Origin of the sequence: Bradyrhizobium sp. HKCCYLRH3099 (genome assembly GCF_051167855.1) — a bacterium.
GTDB lineage: Bacteria > Pseudomonadota > Alphaproteobacteria > Rhizobiales > Xanthobacteraceae > Bradyrhizobium.
Genome location: NZ_JBNPTW010000010.1, coordinates 216,264 through 243,234, shown reverse-complemented (window position 1 = coordinate 243,234; position 26,971 = coordinate 216,264). Strand labels below are relative to the sequence as shown.

The 26,971-nt window shown below is 67.0% G+C and carries 21 protein-coding genes; 9 read left to right on the top strand and 12 right to left on the bottom strand.

Features of this window, described 5'->3' with window-relative positions; translation table 11 throughout:
- Positions 1-186: 186 nt before the first annotated feature.
- Positions 187-948 (bottom strand): carbonic anhydrase, encoded by a 762-nt coding sequence (locus ACQR1Y_RS20655; RefSeq protein ID WP_434877817.1) that lies wholly within the window; start codon positions 946-948, stop codon positions 187-189.
- Positions 949-1,231: 283 nt separating this feature from the next.
- Between ACQR1Y_RS20655 and ACQR1Y_RS20650 the strand changes: the two genes are divergently transcribed.
- Both ACQR1Y_RS20650 and ACQR1Y_RS20645 read left to right on the top strand, forming a co-directional pair.
- Positions 1,232-1,576: a DUF952 domain-containing protein gene (locus ACQR1Y_RS20650; RefSeq protein WP_434856431.1), complete on the top strand. Its 345-nt coding sequence runs from the start codon at positions 1,232-1,234 to the stop codon at positions 1,574-1,576.
- Positions 1,573-2,667 carry a quinone-dependent dihydroorotate dehydrogenase gene (locus ACQR1Y_RS20645; RefSeq protein WP_434856430.1) on the top strand — a complete coding sequence of 365 codons (1,095 nt, stop codon included), beginning with the start codon at positions 1,573-1,575 and terminating at the stop codon, positions 2,665-2,667. Before ACQR1Y_RS20650 ends, ACQR1Y_RS20645 begins: the two co-directional genes overlap by 4 nt.
- A gap of 131 nt (positions 2,668-2,798) precedes the next feature.
- On the opposite strand, the gene ACQR1Y_RS20640 is transcribed toward ACQR1Y_RS20645, so the two are convergent.
- The 5 genes from ACQR1Y_RS20640 to ACQR1Y_RS20620 all read right to left on the bottom strand — a co-directional run bounded on the left by ACQR1Y_RS20640 (position 2,799) and on the right by ACQR1Y_RS20620 (position 8,571).
- On the bottom strand, positions 2,799-4,103 hold the full coding sequence (locus tag ACQR1Y_RS20640; protein ID WP_434877956.1) for an MATE family efflux transporter: 1,305 nt from the start codon (positions 4,101-4,103) through the stop codon (positions 2,799-2,801).
- Positions 4,104-4,246: 143 nt separating this feature from the next.
- Entirely contained in the window at positions 4,247-4,981 is a 735-nt protein-coding gene (locus tag ACQR1Y_RS20635; protein WP_434877818.1) for an MBL fold metallo-hydrolase, read from the bottom strand.
- A gap of 14 nt (positions 4,982-4,995) precedes the next feature.
- Positions 4,996-5,304 carry a DUF6460 domain-containing protein gene (locus ACQR1Y_RS20630; protein ID WP_434877819.1) on the bottom strand — a complete coding sequence of 103 codons (309 nt, stop codon included), beginning with the start codon at positions 5,302-5,304 and terminating at the stop codon, positions 4,996-4,998.
- 298 nt (positions 5,305-5,602) lie between these two features.
- Positions 5,603-7,528, bottom strand: coding sequence for an ATP-dependent DNA ligase (locus tag ACQR1Y_RS20625; RefSeq protein ID WP_434877820.1), 1,926 nt, complete (start codon positions 7,526-7,528; stop codon positions 5,603-5,605).
- The gene (locus ACQR1Y_RS20620; protein WP_434877821.1) at positions 7,525-8,571 is read right to left on the bottom strand and encodes a ligase-associated DNA damage response exonuclease; all 1,047 of its coding nucleotides are present in this window, start codon (positions 8,569-8,571) and stop codon (positions 7,525-7,527) included. Before ACQR1Y_RS20620 ends, ACQR1Y_RS20625 begins: the two co-directional genes overlap by 4 nt.
- 113 nt (positions 8,572-8,684) lie before the next feature.
- Here ACQR1Y_RS20620 and ACQR1Y_RS20615 point away from each other — a divergent pair, with 113 nt between their 5' ends.
- The 4 genes from ACQR1Y_RS20615 to pdeM all read left to right on the top strand — a co-directional run bounded on the left by ACQR1Y_RS20615 (position 8,685) and on the right by pdeM (position 15,224).
- Positions 8,685-9,611 (top strand): methyltransferase domain-containing protein, encoded by a 927-nt coding sequence (locus ACQR1Y_RS20615; protein ID WP_434877822.1) that lies wholly within the window; start codon positions 8,685-8,687, stop codon positions 9,609-9,611.
- Positions 9,612-9,719: 108 nt separating this feature from the next.
- On the top strand, positions 9,720-10,949 hold the full coding sequence (locus ACQR1Y_RS20610; protein ID WP_434877823.1) for an ABC transporter substrate-binding protein: 1,230 nt from the start codon (positions 9,720-9,722) through the stop codon (positions 10,947-10,949).
- Between the two features lie 847 nt (positions 10,950-11,796).
- Complete coding sequence (locus tag ACQR1Y_RS20605) at positions 11,797-14,520, top strand: ligase-associated DNA damage response DEXH box helicase (protein ID WP_434877824.1); 2,724 nt, start codon at positions 11,797-11,799, stop codon at positions 14,518-14,520.
- Positions 14,521-14,537: 17 nt separating this feature from the next.
- Positions 14,538-15,224, top strand: a complete 687-nt coding sequence (pdeM, locus tag ACQR1Y_RS20600) for a ligase-associated DNA damage response endonuclease PdeM (protein ID WP_434877825.1) — start codon at positions 14,538-14,540, stop codon at positions 15,222-15,224.
- 214 nt (positions 15,225-15,438) lie between these two features.
- On the opposite strand, the gene ACQR1Y_RS20595 is transcribed toward pdeM, so the two are convergent.
- Positions 15,439-16,305 carry a LysR family transcriptional regulator gene (locus ACQR1Y_RS20595; protein ID WP_434877826.1) on the bottom strand — a complete coding sequence of 289 codons (867 nt, stop codon included), beginning with the start codon at positions 16,303-16,305 and terminating at the stop codon, positions 15,439-15,441.
- 97 nt (positions 16,306-16,402) lie between these two features.
- Between ACQR1Y_RS20595 and ACQR1Y_RS20590 the strand changes: the two genes are divergently transcribed.
- Positions 16,403-17,320 carry a DMT family transporter gene (locus tag ACQR1Y_RS20590; protein WP_434877827.1) on the top strand — a complete coding sequence of 306 codons (918 nt, stop codon included), beginning with the start codon at positions 16,403-16,405 and terminating at the stop codon, positions 17,318-17,320.
- Here ACQR1Y_RS20590 and ACQR1Y_RS20585 read toward each other — a convergent pair.
- From ACQR1Y_RS20585 to ACQR1Y_RS20565, 5 genes are all read right to left on the bottom strand, one after another.
- Positions 17,317-18,096, bottom strand: a complete 780-nt coding sequence (locus tag ACQR1Y_RS20585) for a TIGR02186 family protein (protein WP_434877828.1) — start codon at positions 18,094-18,096, stop codon at positions 17,317-17,319. The two genes, ACQR1Y_RS20590 and ACQR1Y_RS20585, sit on opposite strands and share 4 nt — an antisense overlap.
- Positions 18,093-19,019 (bottom strand): sulfite exporter TauE/SafE family protein, encoded by a 927-nt coding sequence (locus tag ACQR1Y_RS20580; protein ID WP_434877829.1) that lies wholly within the window; start codon positions 19,017-19,019, stop codon positions 18,093-18,095. Before ACQR1Y_RS20580 ends, ACQR1Y_RS20585 begins: the two co-directional genes overlap by 4 nt.
- Before the next feature lie 141 nt (positions 19,020-19,160).
- On the bottom strand, positions 19,161-19,979 hold the full coding sequence (locus ACQR1Y_RS20575) for a hypothetical protein (RefSeq protein WP_434877830.1): 819 nt from the start codon (positions 19,977-19,979) through the stop codon (positions 19,161-19,163).
- 174 nt (positions 19,980-20,153) lie between these two features.
- Positions 20,154-23,684 (bottom strand): hypothetical protein, encoded by a 3,531-nt coding sequence (locus ACQR1Y_RS20570; RefSeq protein WP_434877831.1) that lies wholly within the window; start codon positions 23,682-23,684, stop codon positions 20,154-20,156.
- A gap of 192 nt (positions 23,685-23,876) precedes the next feature.
- The gene (locus tag ACQR1Y_RS20565) at positions 23,877-24,461 is read right to left on the bottom strand and encodes a PadR family transcriptional regulator (protein ID WP_434856416.1); all 585 of its coding nucleotides are present in this window, start codon (positions 24,459-24,461) and stop codon (positions 23,877-23,879) included.
- A 137-nt stretch (positions 24,462-24,598) separates the two neighbouring features.
- Between ACQR1Y_RS20565 and ACQR1Y_RS20560 the strand changes: the two genes are divergently transcribed.
- Both ACQR1Y_RS20560 and ACQR1Y_RS20555 read left to right on the top strand, forming a co-directional pair.
- Positions 24,599-24,997, top strand: a complete 399-nt coding sequence (locus ACQR1Y_RS20560) for a nuclear transport factor 2 family protein (protein ID WP_434877832.1) — start codon at positions 24,599-24,601, stop codon at positions 24,995-24,997.
- Positions 24,998-25,136: 139 nt separating this feature from the next.
- Positions 25,137-26,927: an acyl-CoA dehydrogenase C-terminal domain-containing protein gene (locus ACQR1Y_RS20555; protein WP_434877833.1), complete on the top strand. Its 1,791-nt coding sequence runs from the start codon at positions 25,137-25,139 to the stop codon at positions 26,925-26,927.
- Positions 26,928-26,971 lie beyond the last annotated feature (44 nt).

The window sequence follows — 26,971 nt, the reverse complement described above, 5'->3', positions numbered from 1 at the left end:
GCTGGAGATCTCCTCGATCTCTTCCCGGAAAAGGAGTGCGCCAACTATCTCAGAAACTCAGGATATGTTTCCGTATAAAAACAGCATGCTCTAATCCAATCAGCATCCCCCGGTATGGGTCCCGGCTCGGAGGCCGGGACGACAGCGGAATGCTGAGTGGCAGTTGAGGTCCAAAAGACAGGCGACCTACACCCCCTGCAGCACGAAGCGGCGGTCGAGCTTCTGCACCGGGCGGGCGTTCATCGGATACAGCTTCGCGAACTTCGCCACATCGGCTTCGGCGACCTGGATCGGTTCGGCCAGCAGCAGCCATTCGACGACCTCCGAGCAGGGCGGCGTCGTCAGCGAGCCGGCGTAGCGATAGTGGATGCGGCGGTTGGGCAGCATCATGTTGGGATTGATGCGCGGATCGGCCTTGACCGCGGGGCCCTCCTTCTCCGGCATCGTCGCCACGATGTGAGAGAATGCAGGATTCGGGCGGCCGGTGGTCATCAGCACGCCGAGTACGGCGAGTCCGCCGGAGGCGGCGCGGTGTACGAAATGTGCTTCCATCGGAAAATTCTTGCCGCCGATATGATGCTCGCTCGGCCGGTGGAAGTGCACCTGCAGGAGCTTGTAGGTGGTACCGCCGAGCTTCAGCGTGCCGCTGCCGTCGGCGAAGTTGAGCTGGATGGTGTGGCCGTTGTTGACGATGGTGTCGGCAGTGCTGGCCCAGGACAGCTTGAAATCCGGCAGCCGCGCCCGGGTCGGGTTCTCGATGTCGATCGGCGATTGCTGCGTGCCGACGCTGCAGACCTTGTTGGCGGCGTCGAGATCGCCCCATTTGGCGGGGCCGGTCGCGCCCTCATAGCTCCAATGCGGCGCGCCTTCGGCGGCGAAGCCAGGCTGGGCGCAGACCGGGCATAGAGCGAGCCCGGCGAGAGCCTTCAAAGCGTTGCGGCGGTTCATGGAAATCTCCAAAGCTAAGCTGTGATGCAGGCAATCGGTGCGGCCCGTCAGGGCCTCGGCGCGACGGCGAATCGCACCGGCTGAAGAGAGCCGAATCGGGTTAATCCTTACTGAGGAACCGTCCTACATCCAGGCTTATCCGTGTTGCCACGGGGACAACTTATGCGGGCCGTGGCCGGCGACCGCGGGACAATCGATGCTTGAGTTCGAAGGTGCCTGCCGATACGGTCGGCCGCATCCCGAAAACCGCAGCAAACTCAAGATCAAGCCAGGACGCGTCAACGTGCCCAAAATCTACAAAATCTGCTCAGCTTCGGCCTGGCGCGAGGCAGAGCGGCAGGGTGTCTATCGCGGCAGTGCCGACGATCTGCGCGACGGTTTCATCCATTTTTCGACCGCGTCGCAGGTCCCGGAGACCGCCCGCAAGCACTTTTTCGGGCAGAGCGCGCTGTTCCTGGTCGAGGTCGAAGCGGATGTGCTCGGCCCCGGCTTGCGCTGGGAGCGCTCGCGCAATGACGAATTGTTCCCGCATCTTTATGGCGAGCTCGACGTCGGCGCCGTGACCGCCGTTCACCAGATGCACAGCCGTGCCGACGGCGGCCACGACATCCCGGAACTTCAGCCGTGATCCGCGCCTTCGACCAGCTCTCGCTGCCGCTGCTCCGCTGGCTCGACGCCGAGGATGCGCACCGGCTCGCCATCCAGGGCCTGAAGCTGCTGCCGGCGATCAAGCCGCGGCCGGATGATGCCAAGCTGGCGGTGCGCGCCTTCGGGCTCAACTTCCCGAATCCAGTCGGCATGGCCGCGGGCTTCGACAAGAATGCCGAGGTGCCCGACGCGCTGCTGCGGCTCGGCTTCGGCTTCGTCGAGATCGGCTCGGTCACCCCGCGGCCGCAAAGCGGCAATCCGCGGCCGCGGCTGTTCCGGCTGGAGCGCGACGAGGCGGTGATCAACCGCATGGGCTTCAACAATGACGGTGCCGAAGCCGTGCTGCGCCGGCTGGCCGGCCGCGCCAGCCAGGGCGGCATCGTCGGCGTCAATGTCGGGGCGAACAAGGATTCCACCGACCGCGTCGCCGACTATGTCCGGCTGATCGAGACCTTCGCGCCGGTGGCGAGCTATTTCACCGTCAACATCTCCTCGCCGAACACGCCGGGCCTGCGCAACCTGCAGCAGGCCTCGCAGCTCGACGAGCTGCTGTCCAAGGTGCTGGAGGCCCGCGACCGCGTCCGCCGCAAGGCCGGCGACACCCCGGTGCTGCTCAAGATCGCGCCCGATCTCAGCCTCGCCGAGCTCGACGATGTCGTTCACGTCGCGCGCTCGCGCGGCGTCGACGGCATGATCGTGTCGAACACGACGCTCGCCCGGCCGAACTCCCTGCGCGAGCAGCTGCGCGCCAAGGAGCAGGGCGGTCTCTCGGGGCGGCCGTTGTTCCGGCTGTCGACCCGCATGGTCGCGGAAACCTTCGTCCGCGTCGAGGGCGCATTCCCGCTGATCGGCGTCGGCGGCATCGACACGGGCGGCGCCGCGCTGACCAAGATCCGCGCCGGCGCCAGCCTGATTCAGTTGTACTCCTCGCTGGTCTACAAGGGCCTCGGCCTGGTCGAGAGCATCAAGGCGGATTTGACATCGACGTTGCTGCGGACGGGGCGAGATTCGCTGTCGGAGATCGTCGGCGCCGATGCCGCGACGATCACGGCGGAGGACTGGCCGGTTTAGTGCAGCCGAGCTGTCGCCTCACCCACCGCTGTCATCCCCGCGCAGGCGGGGATCCAGTACGCCGCAGCGGCTGTGATTGAATCGAGACGGCACGGCGTACTGGATCATCCGCCTCCGCGGATGATGACAGCTTACGGTGTGGATCCGGCCGGGCTTTTCCCGAACGACACCCTCAACAGCGCCGGATAGCGTGCCGCTTGGAAGCCGCCGCGCGCCGCGTAGAAGCTCAGCATCGCGATCCACAATCCCGTGTTGCCGAAGCCGCGCAGCGCGAGCCAGGTGCCGAAGAACACGATCAGCGCCGCGATCATGAGGTTGCGCATGTCGCGTGCCCAGGTCGCGCCGATGTAGACGCCGTCGAACGCGAAGGCGAATACCGACAGCAGCGGCGACGCCACGACATAGGGCAGATAGTCGCGCGCGGCGCTGCGCACGGCGTCGCTCGATGTCATCACGTCGATCAGCACGGGTCCGAACAGCACGAAGATGACGGCCACCGCGAGCGCGAAGCCGAAGCCCCAGGCCAGCACCAGCCGCGTGGCGCCGGCGAAGGCGCCGCGGTTGCGCGCGCCATAGGCATGGCCGCAAAGCTGCTCGGCGGCGTTGGCGAGCCCGTCGAGGAAGAACGCCGCCACCAGCAGGAAATTGTTCAGCACCGCGTTGGCGGCGAGCGTGGTGTCGCCGGCGCGCGCGCCCTGCGAGGTGAAGAACAGGAAGGCCACGATCATCGCCGCGGTGCGGATCATGATGTCGCGATTGACCGCCATCATGTGCATCAGCTTGGCGCGGTCGAGCAGCAACGGCAGCGACAGTCCGCTCGCCGTCGAAGCCAATCGCCGCGCCAGCACGAGGCCGATCACGACGCCGACGGCCTCGGCGATGACGGCTGCGATCGCGGCGCCGGCGATGCCCGCCCCCCACACCTGCACCAGCAGGATGGTCGCGGCCATGTTGATCAGGTTGATCGCGACCTGGACACCGAGCGCCAGCCGCGCGCGCGCCAGTCCGACCAGCCAGCCGAGCAGCACGTAGTTGGCGAGCGCGAGCGGCGCCGACCAGATCCGGACCACGAAATAGGTGCGGGCGGCGCCGAGCACGGCGTCGCTACCGCCCATGATGTCGAAGATAATGGCGGCGAGCGGCACCTGCAGCACGATCAGTCCGAGGCCAATCACCGCGGCCAGGGCCAGGCCGCGAATCAGCACCATCAGGATCTCGTCCCGTTCGCCGGCGCCGAGCGACTGCGCGGTGAAGGCCAGCGTGCTGGCGCGCAGAAAGGCGAACAGCCAGAACAGGCAATCGAAGATCACCGAGGCCATCGCGACACCGCCGAGCATCGCGGCCTCGCCGAGCCGGCCGATCGCCGTGGTCGAGACGATGCCGATCAGCGGCGTCGTCAAATTGGCGATCATCGCGGGGCCTGCGATGTCGAACACCTGCGCGCTGGTGACGGTCGATCGGTGGGGCGCGGGAGAATGCAACGGAATGCTCGCTCGCCATGCCGGCCCATCCGCCGCGCTGCTGCGGCGGATTTCAGCCCTGGTCTGTGCTGAGCATAGTCGCTGCGCCCGGTATGAAGCTATAGATCAATCGTCATACCGTCATGCGCCGCTGTGTGAGTGAGGCCCGCCACCCGCCGCAGCATGTCGTCGCTCATATGGGTGAGCACCAGCCGTTTCGGCCTGATCTCCGCGAGATGCGCCTCCAGTGCCGCGAGGCTGAGATGGTTCTTCACGGGTTTGGCGAACGTATAGGCCTCGGCGATGAGCAGGTCGGCATCGCGGCCGAGCGGGACCAGGCTGTCAGTCCATTCGGTGTCGGCCGTGTAGGCGACGATCCTGCCTTCCGCCTCGATGCGGTAGCCGAGAAACGGACCGCCGGAGTTGCCGTGCACGACCGCGAACGGCGTCACGCCGACCTCGCCGAACCGCACGGGCTGCCCGGGCGCCAGCTCGATCACCGACAGCTCGAACTTGCGCGGCGTGCGCGACGAATGCTCGAACATCGTTTCCATCGCCTGCGTCAGCCGTGTCGCGATGCCGGCAGGGCCTGCGATCACCAGCGGCTGCGTCCGCCGCGAGAACTGCGCGTCGAGCAGCAGGAAGGGCAGACCGGCGAAATGATCGCCGTGGAAATGCGTGATCAGGATCAGCCCGACATCGTTGCAGGCGATGCCGAGCCGCTTCAGCGCCGGCAGCGCCGAGGCACCGCAATCGATCAGCAGGTCGGTCGCCGCGCCCGTCAGATGGAAGCAGGTGTTGGACCTGCCGCCCGAGCCGAACGCGTCCCCGCAGCCGACGAAGCGAAGCTGCATCGGCTGCGCCCGCTTCACCGTCCGCGCGGCGCGAAAATGCGCGACAGGAACCAGACCGGGATCACGATCACGGCGCCGAGCAGGAAGTAGCGCCACAGCCAGTTGAAGGCGTCGAAGCCGAGCTCGTAGAGCCGGATGAACAGCAACTGGATGCTATGCAGAATGTTGAGCGGATCGAACCCGATCGCCGACAGCACCACGCCGACCAGGATCGACAGCAGCACCAGCCGGAACGCCACCCCCACGGGAGAGCCGCCGAGAAACCGATACAGGCCATCCGAGCTGCGGGCGCGGCCGGGATAATCCCTGATGTCGTTCGACATGTCATCGTCTCCAAGGCCAGTGGAATGGCCAGTGCGGTTCACCGGCGGATTCGTGCGCGATTATAAAGCACGGCAGGGCAGGTGGGGAACTGGTCTCGCTGGTGCAAGCCGCTTACCGGCATTTAATGTTGCGGCGCTCTGATCTTCGCCGCGGTGGCTGTAGTCTAAAAGATCGTCATGGCCGGGCTTGACCCGGCCATCCATCTTCCTTCGATAAGAGGATGGATGCCCGGGTCAAGCCCGGGCATGACGAGTCTCAGATTCGTCAAGCACCTGGGGTCGAACAAGCGAGCGCTCGTCACCCCGCCGCCTCGCTCTTCAACATCCGCTCCAGCGTCTCCAGTCGGTCGGCGTCGCGGGGCGGCTTGTCCCAGCGCAGGCGGTTGATGCGGGGGAAGCGCATCGCGACGCCGGATTTGTGCCGCGGCGATTTCTGAAGGCCCTCGAACGCGACCTCCAGCACCAGCCCCTGCTCGGGCTCGTGCACCACGTGGCGCACGGGGCCGAACTTTTCGGTCGTGTTGCGGCGGACGAAGCGGTCGATCTGCAGCAGCTCCTCGTCGGTGAAGCCGAAATAGGCCTTGCCGACCGGCACGAGCTGATCGCCGGCGTCACCTGACGTCCACACACCGAACGTGTAGTCGGAATAATAGGACGAGCGCTTGCCGTGGCCGCGCTGCGCATACATCAGCACGGCGTCAATGATGTGCGGATCGCGCTTCCACTTCCACCACTGCCCCTTTGGCCGCCCCGGCAGATAGACCGCATCCCGCCGTTTCAACATCACGCCTTCGACCGCCTCGGCATCGTCGCCGGCGCCGGCCGATGCGGGATCGGCGCGCGCAGCCGTCAGCTCGTCCCAGGTGGAGAACGCGACCGTCGGTGACAGATCGACGCGCGGCTCGTCGAGCCGCTTGATGAAGGCTTCGAGCCGCTCGCGCCGCTGCTCGAACGGCAACTCGCGCAGATCATTCTCTTCATCGCCGAGCAAATCGTAGGCGCGCAGGTGGATCGGATATTCCTTCATCAGCTTCGGCGACACCGTCTTGCGGTTCAGCCGCTGCTGCAGCACGTTGAAGCTCTGCACGCGCTTGTCGCGCACCACGAGCAGCTCGCCGTCGATCGCGCCCGGCAGGTGCAGCGACGGCAGCAGATCCGGGAAGCTCGCGGTGATGTCCTCGCCGCTGCGCGAATACAGCCGGGTCACCATCCGGCCATCGCTCTCGCGGCCGCTCACGGCCTGCACGCGGATGCCGTCCCATTTCCATTCCGCGATGTAGTCGCTCGCAGTCATGCTGGCGAAGTCGCCGTCCTCGACAGCATGGGCCAGCATCACCGGCCGGAACGGCGCGGGATCACGATTGACCGGCTTGTCGCCGCGGCCTTCGAGCCAGGCGAACAGATCGAGATAAGGCGGCGCGAGACCGGGCCAGACCAGCTCGACGTCATGCGGGTCCTTGTCGCCAAGGGCTGCCGCGGCCGTCTTGGCCAGTCGCGCAGAGATGCCGATGCGAAGTGCGCCGGTGACCAGCTTCAGCAACGCCCAGCGCCCGGTCTCGTCGAGTTCGTCCAGCCATTGCGCGAGCTGCTTCGGCATCTCGGTCTTGCCGAGGGTGCGCAGCGTGGTGACGACCTCCGTGAGCGTCGGCGGCGGCGGGTTGTTGTGGCCCGCGGCGTGCGATCCGGGTGGGGGCGCCTCCGAGAGACCTCCCGTGGGGGACCCCCCTCCCTGACCCTCCCCCACAAGGGGGGAGGGAACGGAAAGAGCGGAGGTCGATGATGCGAGAGACACCGCCGCCGCACTCGGGTTGCCGGCAGCAGGCTTCGATCGTGTCGAGCCGCTGTCTGCTGTCGATCGAGATGCAAGCTCCGGATGCCACTCGGCTCCCTCCCCCCTTGTGGGGGAGGGCTGGGGAGGGGGGTACCCGGACACGCGCTGCTGACGAGCACCCGCCTTCGGCCACATCAGCGCGACCGTCTCCGACAGATCCCCGACATAATCATACGACAGTGCAAACAGCACCGGGTCGGTCCGCGCCGCGATCAGGTCGCGGATCAGCGCCGGCTTGGCGTGCTTGAACGACAGCGCGCCGGTGAGTGCCGCCAACGCATAGCCGCGGTCGGGATCCTCGACCTCGCGGAAATACGATGTCAGCAGCCGCAGCTTGTTGTTGCGGCCGGGCTCATAGGCGAGGCGGTCGAGCAGCTCGGCGAAGCGGTTCATGCCTCGGCCTCCTCCGCAGCCACCACCTCGCTCTCCTCCTCGTCGCCATAGCCGACGAGGTCGAGCGGCCGCGCCGCGAGCCCCTTGCTCCGGCACCAATGCACCAGCGCGTCCTCCTGGCCATGCGTGACCCAGACTTCGCCGGCGCCGGTCGCCGCGATCGTCGCGGTCAACCCGTCCCAGTCGGCATGGTCGGAGATCACCAGCGGCAGCTCGACGCCGCGCTGCCGCGCGCGGGCGCGCACCCGCATCCAGCCCGAGGCGAAGGCGGTGACGGGATCCGGAAAGCGCCGCGTCCACAGATCGGACGTCGCGCTCGGCGGCGCCAGCGTGATGGTGCCCGCGAGCTCAGCCTTCTTGACGCCCTTCACCGGCCGGAGTTCGCCGAGCGGGATGCCCTTGTCCTGATAGTAGCGCGTGATCTTCTCCATCGCGCCATGCAAATAGATCGGCGCGTCATAGCCGGCCTCGCGGATCAGCGCGATCACGCGCTGCGCCTTGCCCAGGGAATACGCCCCGACCAGATGCGCGCGCTCCGGAAACAGCGCGACCGACGCCAGCAGCTTGTCGACTTCGAGCGCCGTATCGCCGTGCCGGAACACCGGCAGTCCGAACGTCGCCTCGGTGATGAAGACGTCGCATTGCACCAGCTCGAACGGCGCGCAGGTCGGATCGCGCGCATCCTTGTAGTCGCCGGAGGCCACGATGCAGGTGCCTCCGGAGGACACCTTGATCTGCGCCGAGCCGAGCACGTGGCCCGCCGGGTGGAAGCTGACGGTGACGTCGCCGAGCTTCATCTCCTCGCCATAGCGGATCGCCTGCGTCGAGCCCGCAAAGTTCTCGCCATAGCGCAGCCGCATGATGTCGAGCGTTTCCTGCGTCGCCATCACCGCGCCGTGGCCGGCCCGGGCGTGATCGGAGTGGCCATGCGTGATCAGCGCCCGCTCGACCGGGCGCACGGGATCGATGTGGAAGCCGCCGGCCTTGCAGCACAGGCCGGAGGGAACGGGCAGCAGGATGTCTTGCGGACGCATGGTGCTCATATAGGTCCCGGTTGGAGAAATTCAGCCGGTCCGACATCCGGCTGGTCATGCGCGGGCTTGACCCGCGCATCCATCTCCTGGAATGACAGCGCCGCCCACACCATGGTTCCCCGATGCCCCACCGCTTCTTCCTCTCCTCCGGCGACCTGATCGCCGACCGCCGCTACGAATTCGCCCGCGACCTGCAGATCAAGGGTGATCTCGCCGCCGCCGCCGAGGTGATGGAGCAGGCCATCGAGGTCGCGCCGAACTTCGCCTCGGCGTGGTTCGAACTCGGCAAGATCCGCGTCGACCTCGGCGAAACCGACAAGGCGATATCAGCCTTCCAGAACGCCGTGGCGGCCGATCCGGATGACCGCCACGGCGCCGCCGTGCGGCTGATGCAGCTTGGCGCTGCGCCACTGGCGGACATGCCCAAGGCCTATGTGCAGTCGCTGTTCGACCAGTATGCGCCGCGCTTCGAGAGCGAGCTGATCGAGCGGCTGCACTATCGCGCGCCGGCGATCCTGTTCAAGGCGGTGCTCGCGGTGCGCGCCGCGGAGAAGAAGCCAGCCTATTTCAAGCGCGCCATCGATCTCGGTTGCGGCACCGGCCTCGGTGCTGCGGCCTTCGCCAGCAACGTCGACAGTTTCATCGGCATCGATCTCTCCGCCGGCATGATCGCGCAGGCGCGCGACACCGGTCTTTATGAAGCCCTCGAAGTCGACGACATGACGGCCGGCCTCGCGCGGCAGCCGGATGCCTCGGCCGATCTCGTTCTCGCTGCCGATGCGCTCGTCTATGTCAGCGATCTCGGTCCCGTGCTGCGCGAAGCCAGGCGCGTGCTGATGCCCGGCGGCGTCGTGGCCTTCACCGTCGAGACTCATGACGGCGACGGCGTGATCATGGGCAAGGGACTGCGCTATGCCCATGGCGCGGAATATGTCCGCGGCGTCGTGAGAGACGTTGGATTGAAGCTCGTGCATCTCGAACCGGCCTCGCCGCGGACCGAAGATCAGGCGCCGGTGCGTGGCCTTGCGGTGGTCGCGACGAGGACTTGAGTCTACACGCTACTGAATGCGCTGCACGCAGCGCGCAATGCGGCAACTTCGCTCTTGCCGCGGCTCTCCCGATGCCAAAAAATGCCGGCAGTCTAGGGAGAGACAACAATGAAAAAACATCTGACCCGGCGCGATTTCTGCGCCACCGCGCTCGCGACCGTGGGCGCCTCGACCATCGCCTCGCCTTACGTCTGGGCTGCCGAAAAGAAATACGACGCCGGCGCCAGCGACACCGAGATCAAGATCGGCCAGACCATCCCGCATTCCGGCCCCGGCTCGCTCTATGGCGTGCTCGGCCGCATCGGCGAGGCCTATTTCCAGATGCTCAACGAGCAGGGCGGCATCAACGGCCGCAAGGTCAAGTTCCTCACCATGGACGACGCCTACAGCGCGCCGAAATGCGTCGAGGCGACCCGCCGCCTCGTCGAGCAGGAGGAGGTGCTGGCGCTGTACGGTTCGCTCGGCACCGCGCCGCAGACCGCCGTGCACAAATACCTCAACTCCAAGGGCGTGCCGCAGCTGCTGCTCAACACCGGCGCCTCGAAATGGAATGATCCGAAGAACTTCAAATGGACCATGGCCGGCCTGCCGCTGTATCCGACCGAGGCACGCATCCTCGCCAAGCACGTGCTGAGCGTGAAGCCCGAGGCCAAGATCGGCATCCTCTACCAGAACGACGATTTCGGCCGCGACTTCCTGGGGCCGTTCAAGAAGGTGCTGGCGGATGCCGGCGGCAAGGCCCAGGTGATCATGGAGCAGACCTATGATCTCACCGAGCCGACGGTCGACTCGCAGCTGATCAATCTGTCGAAGTCGGGCGCCGACGTGTTCTACAACATCTCCACCGGCAAGGCGACGTCGCAGTCGATCCGCAAAGTTGCCGAGCTCGGCTGGAAGCCGCTGCAGCTGCTGTCGGCGGGCTCGACCGGCCGCTCGATCCTCTCGGCCGCGGGGCTGGAGAACGCCAAGGACATCGTCGCCATCCGCTACTCCAAGGATGCCGGCGTGCCGCAATGGAAGGACGATCCTTACGTCAAGGCGTTCGAGGCGCTGCGCGCCAAATATGTGCCGAACATCGACCCGGACAACAGCATCGCCTATGCCGGCTATGGCCAGGCTGCGTCGATGGCCGAGATCCTGCGCCGCTGCGGCGATACGCTGACCCGCGAGAACGTGCTGAAGCAGGCCACCACGCTCGCCGGCTTCCACTCGCCCTACTTCCTCGACGGCGTCAACTACGCCTACACGCCCGACGACTACACGCCGATGAAGACGCTCTACATCTCGATCTTCGACGGCAAGGACTGGAACATCTCCGAGAAGCCGATGACGGAGTAGGCGGTCTCTCGTCATTGCGAGCGCAGCGAAGCAATCCAGGGCTGCGCGCGTGGCTCTGGATTGCTTCGTCGCTGCGCTCCTCGCAATGACGATGTGGCACGGTCATCGCCTCACGCCCAGTGTCATTCCGGGGCGGGCCGCGCAGCGGCACGAGCCCGGAATCCATACTCCCGTCGGTGGTTATGGATTCCGGGCTCGCCCTGCGGGCGCCCCGGAATGACGCGTGGAGAGATGGGCGCGGTTGTCATCCTGCTGAAGTCTGCGCTGCCGGCATTCCGATTGAATTACAAAAAAAATAATTCGGTTGCGTTTTTACAGAAATCAGGATCATATCCCGCCATCCCGTCCCAAGCCGAGGGGCGTAGCGCGCGATCGTCACGACACGCGGGGCGGGGAGCGGTGGCCGCTGCGATGCTGCAGCGTGAGCGACAGCTTGCGCGGACGAACGGCGTCCGGCGGACGTGAAGTCGTGTGGTCCTGGCCTCCCGGTGCCGAGGTCAAGTGGATGCCGGCGCGGAAGCGCTGCTGACATGACGGGGTCAATCAGCCGGTCCCCGAGGAGAGCACGAAGTAAGCGTGAAAACCATCGCGCAGGGAAGGCCGGGCGTTCTCCGGCTGCACCTGTGGTACCTGCCGCCTGCATTCTTTTCAGCAGGCGGGCCGCAGGCGTCAGCCGACGCCTGGCCTTCCCTGCGCCCTCTGCAATCAAGAGGGACAGCTCATCATCAATCTCGGGCGCCATTCGCCGCGAGGATGCATCCGCATGTCCCGGCTGTTCCATGGAGTGAGTGCGGTGCGAACCTCGGATGGTTGCCGCGCTGCGGACCCGACCCTCGACGAAGCCCGCATGACTGCCTACCTTCTCCCGGTGCCGTCTCGCGTCTCACCAGCCCCCCAAGACGACAGCGCCGCGCTGCCTGACCATTTCCTGAAATGGTTCGCGGCGCGCGGCTGGTCGCCCCGCGCGCACCAGCTGGCGTTGCTGGACAAAGCCCGCGCGCAGCGTTCGGCGCTTCTGATCGCCCCCACTGGCGCCGGCAAGACCCTCGCGGGGTTCCTCCCGACCCTGATCGAGCTCGGCTCCGCTGCAAGGACAAACACCCGAGCCGCTCTCGCCAAGCATTCCGCGCTCTCCACTCCCTCCCCCCTTGTGGGGGAGGGGCGGGGAGGGGGGCCTCCGGCGGCGGTGCCGATAGCGGGCCCCTCGTCGCAACCTCCCGCGCTGGCGGAGGGCTCCACCATCGTCACCACGACCGGCCGCAATCCTCCGCGCCCCGCCGGCCTGCACACGCTCTACATCTCTCCCCTCAAAGCCCTCGCCGTTGACATCGCCCGCAATCTCGAATCCCCGATCTCCGAGATGGGGCTGCCGATCAAGGTCGAGACCCGCACCGGAGACACGCCGGCATCGCGCAAGCAGCGCCAGCGCCGCTATCCGCCTGATATCCTGCTGACGACGCCGGAGCAGCTCGCGCTGCTCCTGTCCTCCGATGACGCGCCGTTCCTGTTTTCCTCGCTGAAGCGCGTCGTGCTCGACGAGCTGCATGCGCTGGTCACCTCCAAGCGCGGCGACCTCCTGTCGCTCGGGCTGGCGCGGCTGTGGCGGCTCGCGCCCGAGATGCGCATGATCGGGCTGTCGGCCACGGTGGCCGAGCCCGAACAGCTCGCGCGCTTCCTGGTCCCGCAGCCTGAAGGCGCCGAGGCCGCTGCCGACATCGTCGTGGCCGGCGGGGCGGCGCAGCCGGCCGTCCAGATGCTCGACACGCGCGAGCGCCTGCCGTGGGCCGGTCACAGCGCGCGGCATGCGCTCGCCGAGATGTACGAGCTGATCAAGGCCAACAAGACCACGCTCGTCTTCGTCAACACCCGCAGCCAAGCCGAGATGCTGTTCCAGGAGTTCTGGCGCATCAACGACGACAATCTCGCCATCGCGCTTCACCATGGTTCGCTCGACGTCGCCCAGCGCCGCAAGGTCGAGGACGCGATGGCCGCTGGAAAACTGCGCGGCGTGGTTTGCACCTCCTCGCTCGATCTCGGCGTAAACTGGGGTGACGTCGATCTCGTCATCAATGTCGGCGCGCCCAAGGGCTGCTCGCGGCTGATGCAGCGCATCGGCCGCGCCAATCACCGGCTCGACGAGGCCTCGCGCGCGGTGCTGGTGCCGGCCAATCGCTTCGAGGTGCTGGAATGCTCGGTCGCGATCGATGCCGTCGCCGACAATGCGCAGGACACACCGCCCTTGCGCACCGGCGCGCTGGATGTGCTGGCGCAGCACGTGCTCGGCTGCGCCTGCGGCGAGCCGTTCGCGAGCGACGAGCTCTATGCTGAAGTGATCGCGGCTGCGCCCTATGCGATGCTGTCACGCGCCGACTTCGACGATGTCGTCGATTTCGTCGCGTCCGGCGGCTACGCGCTGAAGACCTATGAGCGCTTCGCGCGCATCAAGCAGGATACGAAAGGGCGCTGGCGTGTCGCCAATCCGAAGGTGCGGCAGAGCTATCGGCTGAATGTCGGCACCATCGTCGAGGAGGCGATGCTCAAGGTGCGGCTGGTGCGCTCGCGCGCCGGGGCCAAGGGGGGCACCACAGGCGCGATCGCGCGCGGCGGCCGGCTGCTCGGCGAGATCGAGGAGTATTTCATCGAGGGCCTGACGCCGGGCGACACCTTCGTGTTCGGCGGCGAGATCGTGCGCTACGAGACGCTCGCCGAAGACCAGGTCTACGTCTCTCGCGCGAACGATGCCGACCCGAAGGTGCCGTCCTACATGGGCGGCAAGTTTCCGCTCTCGACCTATCTGGCCGAGCGCGTCCGCGGCCTGCTCGATGATCGCCGGGCCTGGATGCAGCTCCCGGAGCAGGTGCGCGACTGGCTGTCGTTGCAGACCGACGTGTCGCGCATCCCAGCGCGGCGCGAGCTGCTGATCGAGACATTCCCGCGTTCCAGCAAGAACTACCTCGTCTGCTATCCGTTCGAAGGCCGGCTCGCGCACCAGACGCTCGGCATGCTGCTGACGCGGCGGCTGGAGCGCGCGCGCGCCCGGCCGCTCGGCTTCGTCGCCAACGAATATGCGCTGGCGGTGTGGGGGCTCGGCGACATGTCGCTGATGGTAGCCCAAGGCCGGCTCGATCTCGCGGCGCTGTTCGATCCGGACATGCTGGGCGATGATCTCGAAGCGTGGCTCGATGAATCTGCGCTGATGAAGCGCACCTTCCGCTCCTGTGCCATCATCTCCGGCCTGATCGCGCGGCGCTCGACGACGGAAGAAAAGACGCGCCGCCAGGTGCTGTTCTCGACCGATCTCGTCTACGATGTGCTGCGCCGCCATCAGCCCGATCACATGCTGTTGCGCGCCGCCCGCGCCGATGCCGCCACCGGCCTGCTCGATCTCCGCCGCCTCGGTGATATGCTGACCCGAATCGAGGGCCGAATCACCCATCGTCCGCTCGATCGCGTGTCGCCGCTGGCGGTGCCGGTGATGCTGGAAATCGGCCGCGAATCCGTCTATGGCGAGGCCGCCGACGAGCTCCTGGCGGAAGCCGCCGAGGAACTCGTCAAGGAGGCGATGGGGTAGCAAGAGGCGAGGCGGAGTTGCGGGGGACGACATTCTCCTCTTCGGGCACGATGGAGATCGCGGGCGTCACGCTGCGCGCCGATCTGTCGGGCGCCTTGATCTGGGACGAGCAGCGCCTGCTCGTCGTCTCCGACCTGCACCTCGAAAAAGGCTCGAGCTACGCGTCGCGCGGAACCCTGCTGCCGCCGTTCGATACGGTCGCGACCTTGCGCCGGCTCGAAGCTGTCATCGCGCACTATGATCCGCGCATCGTGATCGCGCTCGGCGACAGCTTTCATGACCGCGACGCGCATACCCGCCTGACCGGCGACGACCGCGCCTGCATCGCAAACCTCCAGGTCGGCCGCGACTGGATCTGGATCACCGGCAACCATGATCCGGCGCCGCACGGCATCGGCGGCGACGTCGCCGACGAGATCACGATCAGCGCCGTCACCTTCCGTCACGAGCCGACCGGCGCGCACGGCGAGATCGCCGGCCATCTGCATCCGAAGGCGCGCGTGGCCACCCGCGCCCGCACCCTGGAGCGCCGTTGCTTCGTCTCCGACGGCGCCCGCGCCGTGATGCCCGCCTTCGGCGCCTATGCCGGCGGCTTGAGCGTGCGCGATGCCGCGTTTGCAAAACTGTTTCCCAAGCGCGCATTCATCGCGCATGTGCTGGGCGACACCCGGCTGCACAGCATCGCGGCGGCGAGGTGTTATTAGTTGGACGCGTAGTGTTATGAGTTAGGTGGAATGGTCAAAGTCGATCATTCGTATTTTGAAGCGATGAGGCCCGCTGCGCACTCCGCTGCGCTCTCTCCCCCGCTTGCGGGGGAGAGTTGGACAGGGGGCGCCACGCGCATCGCCGCCGGAGTGGCCCCCTCCCTAGCCCTCCCCCGCAAGCGGGAGAGGGAACACACTGCCCGCGTGGCGATCGCTACGCCGCCTTGGCCTGCACCTTCTCGCAGAACTCCGCAAGCCGGTCAGCGAGCCGCAACGTCGCCGGACTTGCATTCGGCGACGCCAGCAGCGCGACTTCGGTGCGGTCGATCGGCGCAAAACCTTCGCGCGCCGTCAGCACGCGATGCTCGGCCTGAACCGACATCTCGGACAGGATGCTCAGCCCCAGGCCCGCGGCGACGGCGGCCTGGATCGCGGCGAGGCTCGATGACGTGTAGGCCATGTGCCAGGCGAGCCCCCGGCTCTCCAGCGCGTGGATCGCGCGGGTCCGGTAGATGCAGCCGAGCGGGAAGCCGATCAGCGGCACCGAGCGGGCATCGAGGTTGACCGGATGGCTCCTGCTGGTCACCCAATAGACCTGCTCGGGCCACGCCGCGACCGCCGCACGGGTATCGTCGACGCCCCGCTTCAACAGCGCAAGGTCGAGATCGCCGCGCTCGATGTCGCGCTTGAGGTTGAGGCTCTGATCGGCGCGGACATCGAGCCTGAGATCAGGGTGGGCACGGGAGAACGAAGCGAGCAGTTTGGCCAGCCGGTAGGCGGCGAAATCCTCGGGGATGCCGAGTTTCACCGCGCCGTCAGGGCCGGGACGCGCGACGACGTCGCGGGCCTCCTCGGCCAAAGCAAGCAGGCGGCGGGCGTAGGACAGCAGCCGCTCGCCGGCCTCGGTCGGCGTCACCTCGCGGCCGTCGCGGTTGAGCAGGGTCTGGCCGAGATCCTCCTCCAGCCGCCGGATCTGCTGGCTGACGGTCGATTGCGTGCGGTGGACGCGTTCGCCTGCCCGGGTGAAGCCGCCGGCCTCGACCACCGAGACGAAGCTGCGCAACAGCTCCAGATCGAGCATCGGGAACCTCCATTCGAAATTCCACTGAGTTTCAGTCTATCATTTAATTTCCAAATGCGGAAGAACAGCCCTACACCGACGGCAAAGGAGCCCGCCGATGTCGTCCGTATCCTCTCCGGCTGCCGTGACCCCGATGAAGTCGAACCTGCTGCCGCTCGAGATCGGCCTGTTCTGCCTGCTGTGGAGCTTCGCCTTCGTCGCCGGCAAGATCGGCGTCACCTATTGCCCGCCGCTGCTGCTGCTCGCCGCGCGGTTTTCGCTGGCGGGTGTGATGATCCTGGCGGTCTCGCTCATCCGCGGCGAGCTGCGCATGGGCTGGCGCGATGCGGCGGTGTTCGCGGTCCTCGGCATCGCCAACAACGCGCTCTATCTCGGCCTCGGCTACATGGGCCTCCAGACAGTATCGGCCGGCCTCGGCGGGCTGATCGTCTCGGCCAATCCGGTGTTCACCGCTGTGTTCGCCGCACTGCTGCTCGGCGAGCCGCTGACCCTGCGCAAGATCGCGGGGCTGGCGCTCGGCACGCTGGGTGTTGCGATGATCGTCTGGCACCGCATGTCGGTCGGCACCGATCATCTCGAGGGCATCCTCTACACACTGGCCGCCCTGGCCTCGATCGTCACCGGCACCATCCTGTTCAAGCAGCTCGCGCCGAAGGGCAGCCTGTGGGTCGGCAACGGCATTCAGAATCTCTCGGCTGGACTCGTGCTCTGGCCGGTCGCGCTCGGCATCTCCAGCGTTCACGACGTCACGCCAAATGCGCAGCTGCTCGGCGCCTTCGCCTTCCTCGTGCTCGGTGGCTCGATCCTCGCCTATGTGCTATGGTTCCACCTGTTGAAGGTGTGCGGCGCGACGGCGGCCAGCGCCTACCACTTCGTGATGCCGCCGCTGGCGATGATCTTCGCCTTCCTGGTGCTGGGCGAGCACGTGGCGCTGCAGGACCTGCTCGGCGTCGTTCCCGTGGCGATCGGCATCTATCTGGTCACGCGCTCACCGGCGCGCGCCGCCGCGGCCTAATCCCGCCGGAACACGATCGACGCCATCCATCCGGTCATCAGCGCCATGGCTGTCGTGACGAGGCCGTAGGCAAAACCGTTCTGGCGCGCGGAGCTGGCGACGAACTGCTCGAAGCCGACCTTGACGATCTCGAACGCGGTCTCGGTCTTGGTGATCATCGTGCCCTGCGCCAGCAGCTTGATCTCGACCTCATAGGTGCCGATCGGGACGGCTGCGGGCAGCGGGATGCCGGTGCGGAACAGGGTCGGCGTCAGGAACGTCACCGCGGAGGTGTCCTCGCGATACAGCCCATGCTGCGACTGCAGCCGCACGAAGGCGCTGCGGAACACGTCGTTCGGCACGACGTCGGCATAATCTGGTCCCACCCGCTGGGTCAGCAGCACGTTGTTGAGGCCGAGCTGCTGGCGCCGCTGCACTTCCGCCGCGGCCATCGCATCGAATGGCCGGTTGGCGAACAGGGCGAGATAGCCGGGGACCTTCAGGAACTGCCGCGAATCGGTGTTGATCCAGATGCCGAATTTGCGCTCCTTGCGCCGGGTCACCATGTCGGCCCGCGGCCCGCGCACGGTGACCACGAGATCGTAAGCCGTCCGATCCGGCGGTGTCTGCGCGTCCCTCTCGACCGAGCCGAACAGCACCAGCTCCTCGCCGGCATAGTTCGGCGTCACCGTGACGCGGTGGTTGGAGACCGAGACGATCAGCCGCTCGGCGTGACCCGATGCCGCGCTCGCAAGCAGGATCGTCAGTGCGAGCCCGGCGCGGCGGAGCTGCGTCATGAGCTGCCTCCGGTCTCGCGAATCGTGAACAGGTCCTCGGGCCGGATCACCAGCTCGATCGCGAAGCGGATGCCGACGGCCAGGATCAACAAGCCCAGCAGAAGCCGCAACTGCTCGCCGCGGATCATCTGCCCGGCGCGGGCGCCGAACTGCGCGCCGGTGACCCCGCCGATCATCAGGATCAGCGCCAGCACGGCATCGACGAGATGATTGCTCATCGCATGCAGCATGGTTGCGATCATCATGGTGGCGAGCGTCAGCACCATCGAGGTGCCGATCACGGTCGAGGTCGGCACGCGCAGCAGGTAGATGAGAAGGGGCACCAGGATGAAGCCGCCGCCGATGCCCATCACGGCGCCGAGAAAGCCGATGATGAGGCCGATGCCGATCACCGGGATCACGGAGACGTAGATCTTGGAGCGCTTGAAGCGCATCTTCAGCGGCAGGCCGTGGATCCAGACATGGCTGCCAGGACGGCGCACTGTCGGCATTCCGCCCTGCCGCGCCCGCATCATCGCGCGCAGGCCTTCCCAGAACATCATGCCGCCGACGGTCGTCAGCAGCGCGACATAGGACAGGGCGATCATCAGATCGAGCTGGCCGAGCGCGCGCAGCAGCGTGAACGTGGACACCCCGAGCGCCGTGCCGAGCGCGCCGCCGATCATCAGCACCGCAGCCAGCGACGGATCGATCGCGCGCCTGCGCCAATAGGACAGCGCCCCGGAGAAGGACGAGGCGGCGATATGGCTGGAGACCGAGGCCACCGCCACGGCCGGGGTGATGCCGACGAAGATCAACAGCGGCGTCATCAGGAAGCCGCCGCCGATGCCGAACATGCCGGAGACGAAGCCGACGGCCGCGCCCATCGCCAGCAGCAGGAAGATGTTGACCGGGATGTCGGCGATGGGAAGGTAGATCTGCATCCGCGCAGCCCTGCGAGCGTTCGACCGGAGCATCCCGCGCGTGCGAAGCAGGTGCCGTGGTCTTGCATAGCCGAAAAAGCAGCTGAAGGGATCAGGCATTGCCGCGCAAAGTCGGGGGGCTCGGAGCCCGAACGATCGGCCCTAGAGCGCCTTGATCGGCGTCGTGACCAGCTTCATGGCCTCGGCCTCGTTGGGCTCGAGCCACCGGATGTCGCGGGTCTGCGACATCGCCTCGATGACCTGCGGCGAGATGCCCATCCGCGTGACATAGCCGAGGATCGCCCCGGTGACCCGCTGGGTGTCGGCGACCGCATCGTCGCCGCGGGCCGCCGAGGTAAACCGGTGCACGCCGAGCGCCGAGCCGTCGAGGCCATATCGCGTCTGGCCGCCGGCGAAGGTGAAGACGCAGGCGCTCGCGCAGGAGGCGGGGCGGATGCGGCCGCTCTTGTCGACGGCGCCCACCGCGGTCGACAGGCCGCGCGCGCGGATGATCTCGCCCATCAGCACGCCCTGGTCGAGATTGCCCCCGGGCGAGGACAACAGCACGACATCGCCGGGCTTCAGATGGGCCTCGTCGAGGCGCTCGCGCAGCCAGATCGCCGCCGCTGGCCCGATTTCGCCGCGGACCGCGAGGACGGCACGGTCGCCGTTGATCGCGGTGTTCGCAACCAGCGCCGAGGAGAGGCTCGAGGAGACGTATTGATCCTTCCAGAACGACCAGGCGTCGGGACGCGACATGTCGCGATAGGCGCGAATGCCGGCGCTCAGCAGGATCGCCACGATGAAGATGGCCGATGCGAGGCGGCGCCACGGGAACCTCGGCGGAGAGCCATCGGTCACATGCGCTTGCCGCGGCGGTTGAACTGCGGGACGATCCGGCTGGGGGCGCGGAGCCACGCGCGGGCCGGTCGGAGATTGCCGGAAGGCATTGTGGTTCGGCTGGCCGTCGTCGGTTGTCACGTCACTCCACTCCCACCTCAGCGCGGGCCGCTGCGCCTCGTGCCTGACCTACACCGTGGCGCGGCGCGAGACTATGGCCGGCGAAGGGTCGCCGTAAGGGTGGCGTGCGGCGGGGGAAGAGCAACCGTTGCGGCCCGCCGGCCCGGGAGCCGACGAGGCGTGAGTTCTCGCGGATCAACGCGCTGGAGTGGCGGCGGCGCGCTTCGCGAGTGCGGCCTTGGCCGCGGCAGCCTTGGCGATCGCCTGGTTGCCGTCCCAGCCGCCGGCCGGCGCCGGAACGTTGACCGCGTCGTCCGGCTGCGGCTCGACCGTGAAGGTCTGGATCGCCAGCTTGGCTGCGGCGAGCGACTGCGCATCCAGCCGCTTGGCGACGTCGTCGCGCTTGCGGCCGGCGTCGGCGTCGCCCTGCGAGGCCGCGAGGCTGAACCATTTGTAGGACTCGGCCAGGTTCTGCTCGACGCCGATGCCGCGCGCATAGAGGATGCCGAGGTTGAACTGGCTGTCGGCGACGCCGCGCTCGGCGGCCTTGCGGAACCAGAGCGACGCGCTCTTGTAGTTGGCGCCCCTGCCGCCGCCGTCGGCGTCGAGCACCGCCAGATTGTGCATCGCCTTGGCGTTGCCGCGCTCGGCGGCCACGACGTAGTAGCGGCGCGCGATATCCGGGTCCTTCTTCACACCGAGGCCCTTCTCGTAGAAGGTGCCGAGGCGGAACACGGCTGGAATGAGTCCGGCCTGCGCGGCGCGGTCATACCATTTCGCGGCCTCCTCGTAGTTCGCACCGACGCCCTTGCCCTCGGCGAAGCGGACGCCGACCTCGTAGGCCGCGGTCGGATCGCCCTTGAGGGCCGCGCCGCGCAGCGCGAGGCCGCCGATGGCATCAGGCAGCTTCTCGGATGCCGGCACCTGCACCAGACCGAGCTTCTGGCCGTTGGCCGCGGTCGGAACAGTGCCGGTGATGTCGGACGTTGCAGCGGCCGGAACGGTTGCCGGCTTCTCGATGTCCTGCGGGATCGCGAGCATCGCGATCGTCTCCGCCTCGCTCGGCATCGCCCGGTTATAGGACTGGCGATCGATCGGCGTCGGAGAGGTCAGCGACGGCCCGCTCTGGTCGGGCGTCGTCGGACGCGGCGACAGGCTCGGCGAGGCCGATGGCATCTGCGCACGCGGCGCCTCGCCCTGGGTCTCCATCGGGGAGACGGGCGGCGGCGTACTGCCGGAGTCGAGCAGCGACATCGCGAATTTGAAGGTGCCGAGCACGATCACGACCACGCTGGCGCCGACCAGCAGCGAGCGGATCTTCGAGCCGATCGTCGAGACCTCCTCGTCGCCTTCGGCCGTGAGTGCGACCGTCGGCTTCTCCTTGGTCTTCTCCTTGACCTTGGCCTTGGCCGGTTCCTTGACGACCTCTTTCGGCGGCTCCTTGGCCTTTTCCTTTTCCTTCGGCTTGTCCTTTTTCGCCTTTTTGGCGTCGACCGGCTGCGCGGCAGCCGCCGCCTGGGCGGCGCGGCGCGCGGCGGCGATGAAGCTCGACGTCGAGACGGGTTCGCGCTTGCCAGCCGGCAACTCGCTCAGCGCATCCTCGGACGCGGCGATGCGTTCAGCGGGCGAGGCGGTCCGGCCGGGCGGGCGCGTGCCTGGTTCGAGCGGATGATCCGGCGGCAGTTCGGGAACGATCGCGGCAGGGCGGGCCGCCGCCTGAGCGGCCTGCGCGGCATGCGGTTCGAGGATATCGGCGATGGCCTTGGGCGGAATCGGCGGCGGCATCGGAGCCGGCGATGGTGCCGCTGCCGCATGGAAGTCGCGCGGCGCAGCCGCGTAGGTCTGCTGGCCGTGCGCCGCATTGACGATGTGAGCGGCTGGCTGGGCGGCTGCCGGATTCGGCAGCTCCGGCCGGTAGGCCGGTTCGGGCTTGGGCGGCTCGGCGAAGGCCTGCGGCGCGGGCGCCCGTGGCGCGGGCATCTGCGGCTCGATTGCGGGGACCAGCGGCGGGGCGGGCGGGATCGCGGTCGTGCGCACGTTGCGAAGATCGCCTTCGATCATCGCGAGGCGGTCGACGACATGGCCGAGCGTGTTGTGAACGGCTTCCAGCGAGTCCTGCGTGTTGCGATCGGTCTCGGTCTGGCTGAAGCGGATATCCGACAGCTCGCGCTTGACCATGTCGATCAGGCCGCCGTCCTGCGACGTCTCGCGCTGCGAGCGGCTTTCGGCCAGGGCCGCGAAGGTCGCCTGCTGGCGTTCGAGATAGCGCAGGATGTCCTGCAGCCCGTCCTCGACGCGGGACATGTTGCCGCCGCGCGGGTCGTTGGCGGCCTCGAGGCGCTCCAGCAGGTAGCTGATGCGCTGTTCGAGATGCGCGATCGCCGACGAGCCGTCATTGCCGACCTGCAGGCGGTCGATGCGGTCGGACAGGCCGCGCAGCGCATCCTCGATCTGGGCGCTGTGATCGGGCGCCGCGGCCGGCGGCTCGCGATTTTCAAGAGTCGAGGTCAGCGCCGCGATGCGCTGTTCGAGCGCGGCAAACGAATTCTGGAACGAGTCCTGGTTGTCGCGTGCCTGGGTGACCTGATCGACCTTCGACGACAATTGGCGCAGATCGTCGGACAGCCGCTCCAGCGCATCGTTCGAGGCGACATTGGCGACGATCGCGCGCAGCGCGGCGATGGCGCTTTCGAGCTGCTGTACCGTGCCGGGGTCGTCATTGCTGCGCAGGATCAGGTCGAGCTTGGCGCCGAGATTGCGGATGGCTTCGTCATAGACGGCGAGCTGCTCGGCGGGCTTGAGCGAGCCGACGACCTCGCGGATGTCGGTCAGCGCGCGTTCGATGCCGGCCAGCGCCTGGCCGTCGACGCCGCTCTGGCGGTTCTCGTCGATGCGACGCGACAGCGAACGGATTTCATTCTCGATCGACTCGATCGCACGCCGCGGCATCGCCTCGGTGATCGCGAGACGGATCTCGGAGAGCTCGGTGCGGAAGCCGGCGATCGACTGTTCGATCCCATCCTCGGGACGATGCAGCGCCTCGATCTGGCTCGTGATCTTCAGCAGATGCCGTTCGAGCAGGGAAAAGTCGCTGCTGGGCGCGGTGCTGGCCGACGCTGCTTGCGGCGCGCTGGCCGGCGTCATCAAGGGGGCGGAGGCCGGTGCCATCGCGGGCGCCGTGGGCGGCGCCTGATGCGGCGGCAGCGGGCGCGCATTGTCGAGTTCGCTCTGGCGGGCGCTGATCTCGGCCACGGCCACATCGAACGAACCGGCACTCAGCGGTTGTGCGGGACGATAAAGCTGTGCCGCGGCGCGCTCGACGCCATCGGGCCCGCGAAAGCGGTCCTCGGTGTGAGCTGCGCGCAGCGGCGTCGAGATCTGCGACAAGCGTGCGTCGAGCCGGGAGATGGCGTCATTGAGCTGGCGCGCCACGCCCTGTTCGTCGCGCGGTGCGTCCTTGCGGGGGCCCGGACGCGACATCTGCTCGATCTGGCGAGCGATCGAATCCAGCCGCTGATGAATGTCGGCAACCTCACGGGCGTCGCGGCTGACCGGCGGCGCGCTGCGCGGTGCGTGGCTGCCGCGGAAATCCGGCGGAGCAGAGGCGCCGAGCGTGGAGTTGATCCAGTCGGCCAGCGTCATGCCGGCGCGTTGCGCCGCGGCCTCGGCCCTCTCGCGGACGGACGGGTCGATGCCTTCATTACTCCACGGTACGCGCGAATTCATGTCTCGTCCGGTTCCGCTTCCAGCGCTCCACCCAGCGCCTCCAGCCTCCCCACGCGTCCCGGACGTGAACATGAACGGGTCCGCGCAGATCGTCTGCTTCAGGTCCCGACTTTTGACTTTTACGGTAAATAACGAGTTAAGTTTACCGCGAGCGCGGTCAGAACTTTTGCGACGGCGCTCGCAAGACGCGGATTATCCGGCGCTTTCACGGGAGGAGTCGAGCGGCCGCACGCCGCCGGTGGTGGAGAGAGCCGACAGCGCGGTGATCGCTTCCTCGCACCATTCCGCCACCATGCGCTCGTGGCGCAGGCCGAGCCGCAGGTTGAGCAGCTTGCCCATGTCGGCCGGCGCGACGCTGCCGTCCGCATAGTGCTTCTTGAGAATGCGATCATAGCGCTCGGCGCGGTCGCGGTGATGCTCGAGCCTCGCCATCAGGTCGGCCCGGATCGGTGCAATGTCGGCGGCTCCCAGCGCATACAGCCGGACGAGCAGATCGTCCTTGGTCGAGGCCGGCGTGCTTGGCCGCGCCGCCCAGGCGCGGAACGCCGCGCGGCCCTCGGGCGTGAGCGTATAGACCAGCTTGTTCGGCTTGCCCGTCTGCACCACCTCGCGGCCCTGGATGTAGCCGCGGTCGCGCAGCCGGGAGAGCTCCCGGTAGATCTGCTGATGGTCTGTCTTCCAGAAAAAGCCGATCGAGGAATCGAACGTCTTGGCGAGCTCGTAGCCCGTCATCGGATGTTCAGTGAGGCAGGCGAGGATGGCGTCGCCGAGGGCCATGGCCGGAAACTGCTCCCGTTTTTCTGATCGTTGTCCGCCCCGTTCCACGCTTGACATTATGCACATCGGCGCATATGCGTCAACGTGCATATGGGGTGGTTGTGGTGCTGGCCTGTTCCGCCCCGAGGAGACGCCCAATGACAAAGACCGGCCTCGACGGATGGTACGGCTATATGAGGTCTCACGATCTCGGCGCGTTGCGGGAGCTGCTGCATCCGGACGCCGTGTTCGAAAGTCCTGTCGTGCACACGCCGCAACGCGGCCGCGACATCACATTCAAATATCTCGCGAGTGCTGAGAAAGTGTTGGGTGGTCCCGGATTCAAGTATGTCGGGGAGTGGCGTAACGCCACGGGCGCCGTGCTCGAATTCGAGAACGAGATCGAAGGAATCAAGCTCAACGGTGTCGATATCATCACCTTCGACGAGTCCGGCCTGATTACTCACTTCAAGGTGATGGTGCGCCCGCTCAAGGCGATCAATTTGCTGCACCGCCTCATGGGTGAGCAATTGGCGGCGATGACCAAACCCTCCTGACACACACTCGTGACGCGACCGACAGCCGCAAATCAACGGCTGCCGCAAGTCCCTCGAAATCGCTACAGTCCGCGGCCTGCATTATCCGCCGCGTCCGCAAACTCAGTCTGAAACTTCAGCCTTCCTGCCGGAGACGCCGATGCCGATCTACAAAGCCCCCGTGGAAGATGTGACCTTCCTGCTCAACGACGTGTTCCAGATCGATCGCTATGACAATCTGCCGGGCTTCTCCGATGCCTCGGCCGATGTCCGCGAGGCGATCCTCGGCGAGGCCGCCAAGCTCGCAGAGGAAGTGCTGCACCCGCTGAATCGCACAGGCGACCTCGAAGGCTGCAAGCGGCATGACGACGGCAGCGTGACCACGCCGAAGGGCTTCAAGGACGCCTACAAGCAGATCAAGGAGGGCGGCTGGCTCGGCCTGTCGGCGCCGACGGAATATGGCGGGCAGGGCCTGCCGGTGACGCTGAGCCAGACCGTCAATGAATTCCAGTGCTCCGCCAACATGGCGTTCTCGATGTATGGCGGCCTCACCATGGGCGCGACCGCCGCGCTCATCGTGCATGGCAGCGAGGAGCAGAAGAAGACCTACGTGCCGAAGATGGTCGCCGGCGAATGGACCGGCACCATGAACCTGACCGAGCCGCATTGTGGCACCGATCTCGGCCTTCTGCGCACCAAGGCGGTGCGCCAGGACGACGGCAGCTTCAAGATCTCCGGCACCAAGATCTTCATCTCCGCCGGCGAGCACGATCTCGCTGACAACATCATCCATCTCGTGCTCGCCCGCATCGAGGGCGCGCCGGCCGGCATCAAGGGCGTGTCGCTGTTCGTCGTGCCGAAGTTCCTGGTCAATCCGGACGGAACGGTTGGCGCCCGCAACGGCGTGATGTGCGGCTCGATCGAGCACAAGATGGGCATCCACGGCAACTCGACTTGTGTGATGAACTACGACAACGCCACGGGATGGCTGATCGGCGAAGAGAACAAGGGCATGCAAGGCATGTTCGTGATGATGAACGAGGCCCGGCTCGGCGTCGCCGTTCAGGGTCTCGCGCAGTCCGAGGTCGCCTATCAGAACGCGGTCGCCTATGCGCGCGAGCGCATCCAGGGCCGCTCGCTGACCGGCCCGAAGGCGCCGGACAAGGCCGCCGATCCGATCATCGTGCATCCGGACGTGCGCCGCACCTTGCTGTCGATCCGCGCCTTCAATGAGGCCGCCCGCGCGATGGTGGTGTGGACCTCGCTGAAGAGCGACGTCGCGCATCGCTCGCAGGATCCGAAGGACCGCCAAGCGGCCGATGATCATATGGGCCTGATGACCCCTGTCATGAAGGGCTACATGACCGACATGGGCTTCGCCAACGCGGTCCAGGCGCAGCAGATGTATGGCGGTCACGGCTACATCGCCGAATGGGGCATGGAGCAGTTCGTGCGCGATGCGCGTATTGCGATGATCTATGAGGGCGCCAACGGCATCCAGGCGCTGGACCTCGTCGGGCGCAAGCTGCCGCGCGACGGCGGTCGCGCCGTGATGGCGTTCTTCGGTGAGGTCGGTTCGTTCGCCAAGGAGCACGGCGGCAACGACGCGATGAAGCCGTTCATCACGCCGCTGTCGATGGCGCTCGGCCATCTGCAGCAGGCCACGACCTGGCTGATGCAGAACGCCATGACCAAGCCGGACAATGCCGGTGCGGCGGCGACCGACTACATGCATCTCTTCGCGCTGGTCACCTTCGGCTACATGTGGGCGAAGATGGCCAAGGTGGCGCAGGACAAGATCGCCGCCGGCGACAGCTCGACCTATCTCACCACCAAGCTGGTGACGGGTCGCTTCTTCATGGAGCGCGTGCTGCCCGAGACGGCGGCGCATCTCGCCCGCCTGCAGGCCGGCTGCGCGACCGTGATGGAATTGCCGGCGGAAGCCTTCTGATTTCGGAGAAGGCCGGTGCGCGGTGCGTGCCGGCCTTCGCCTTA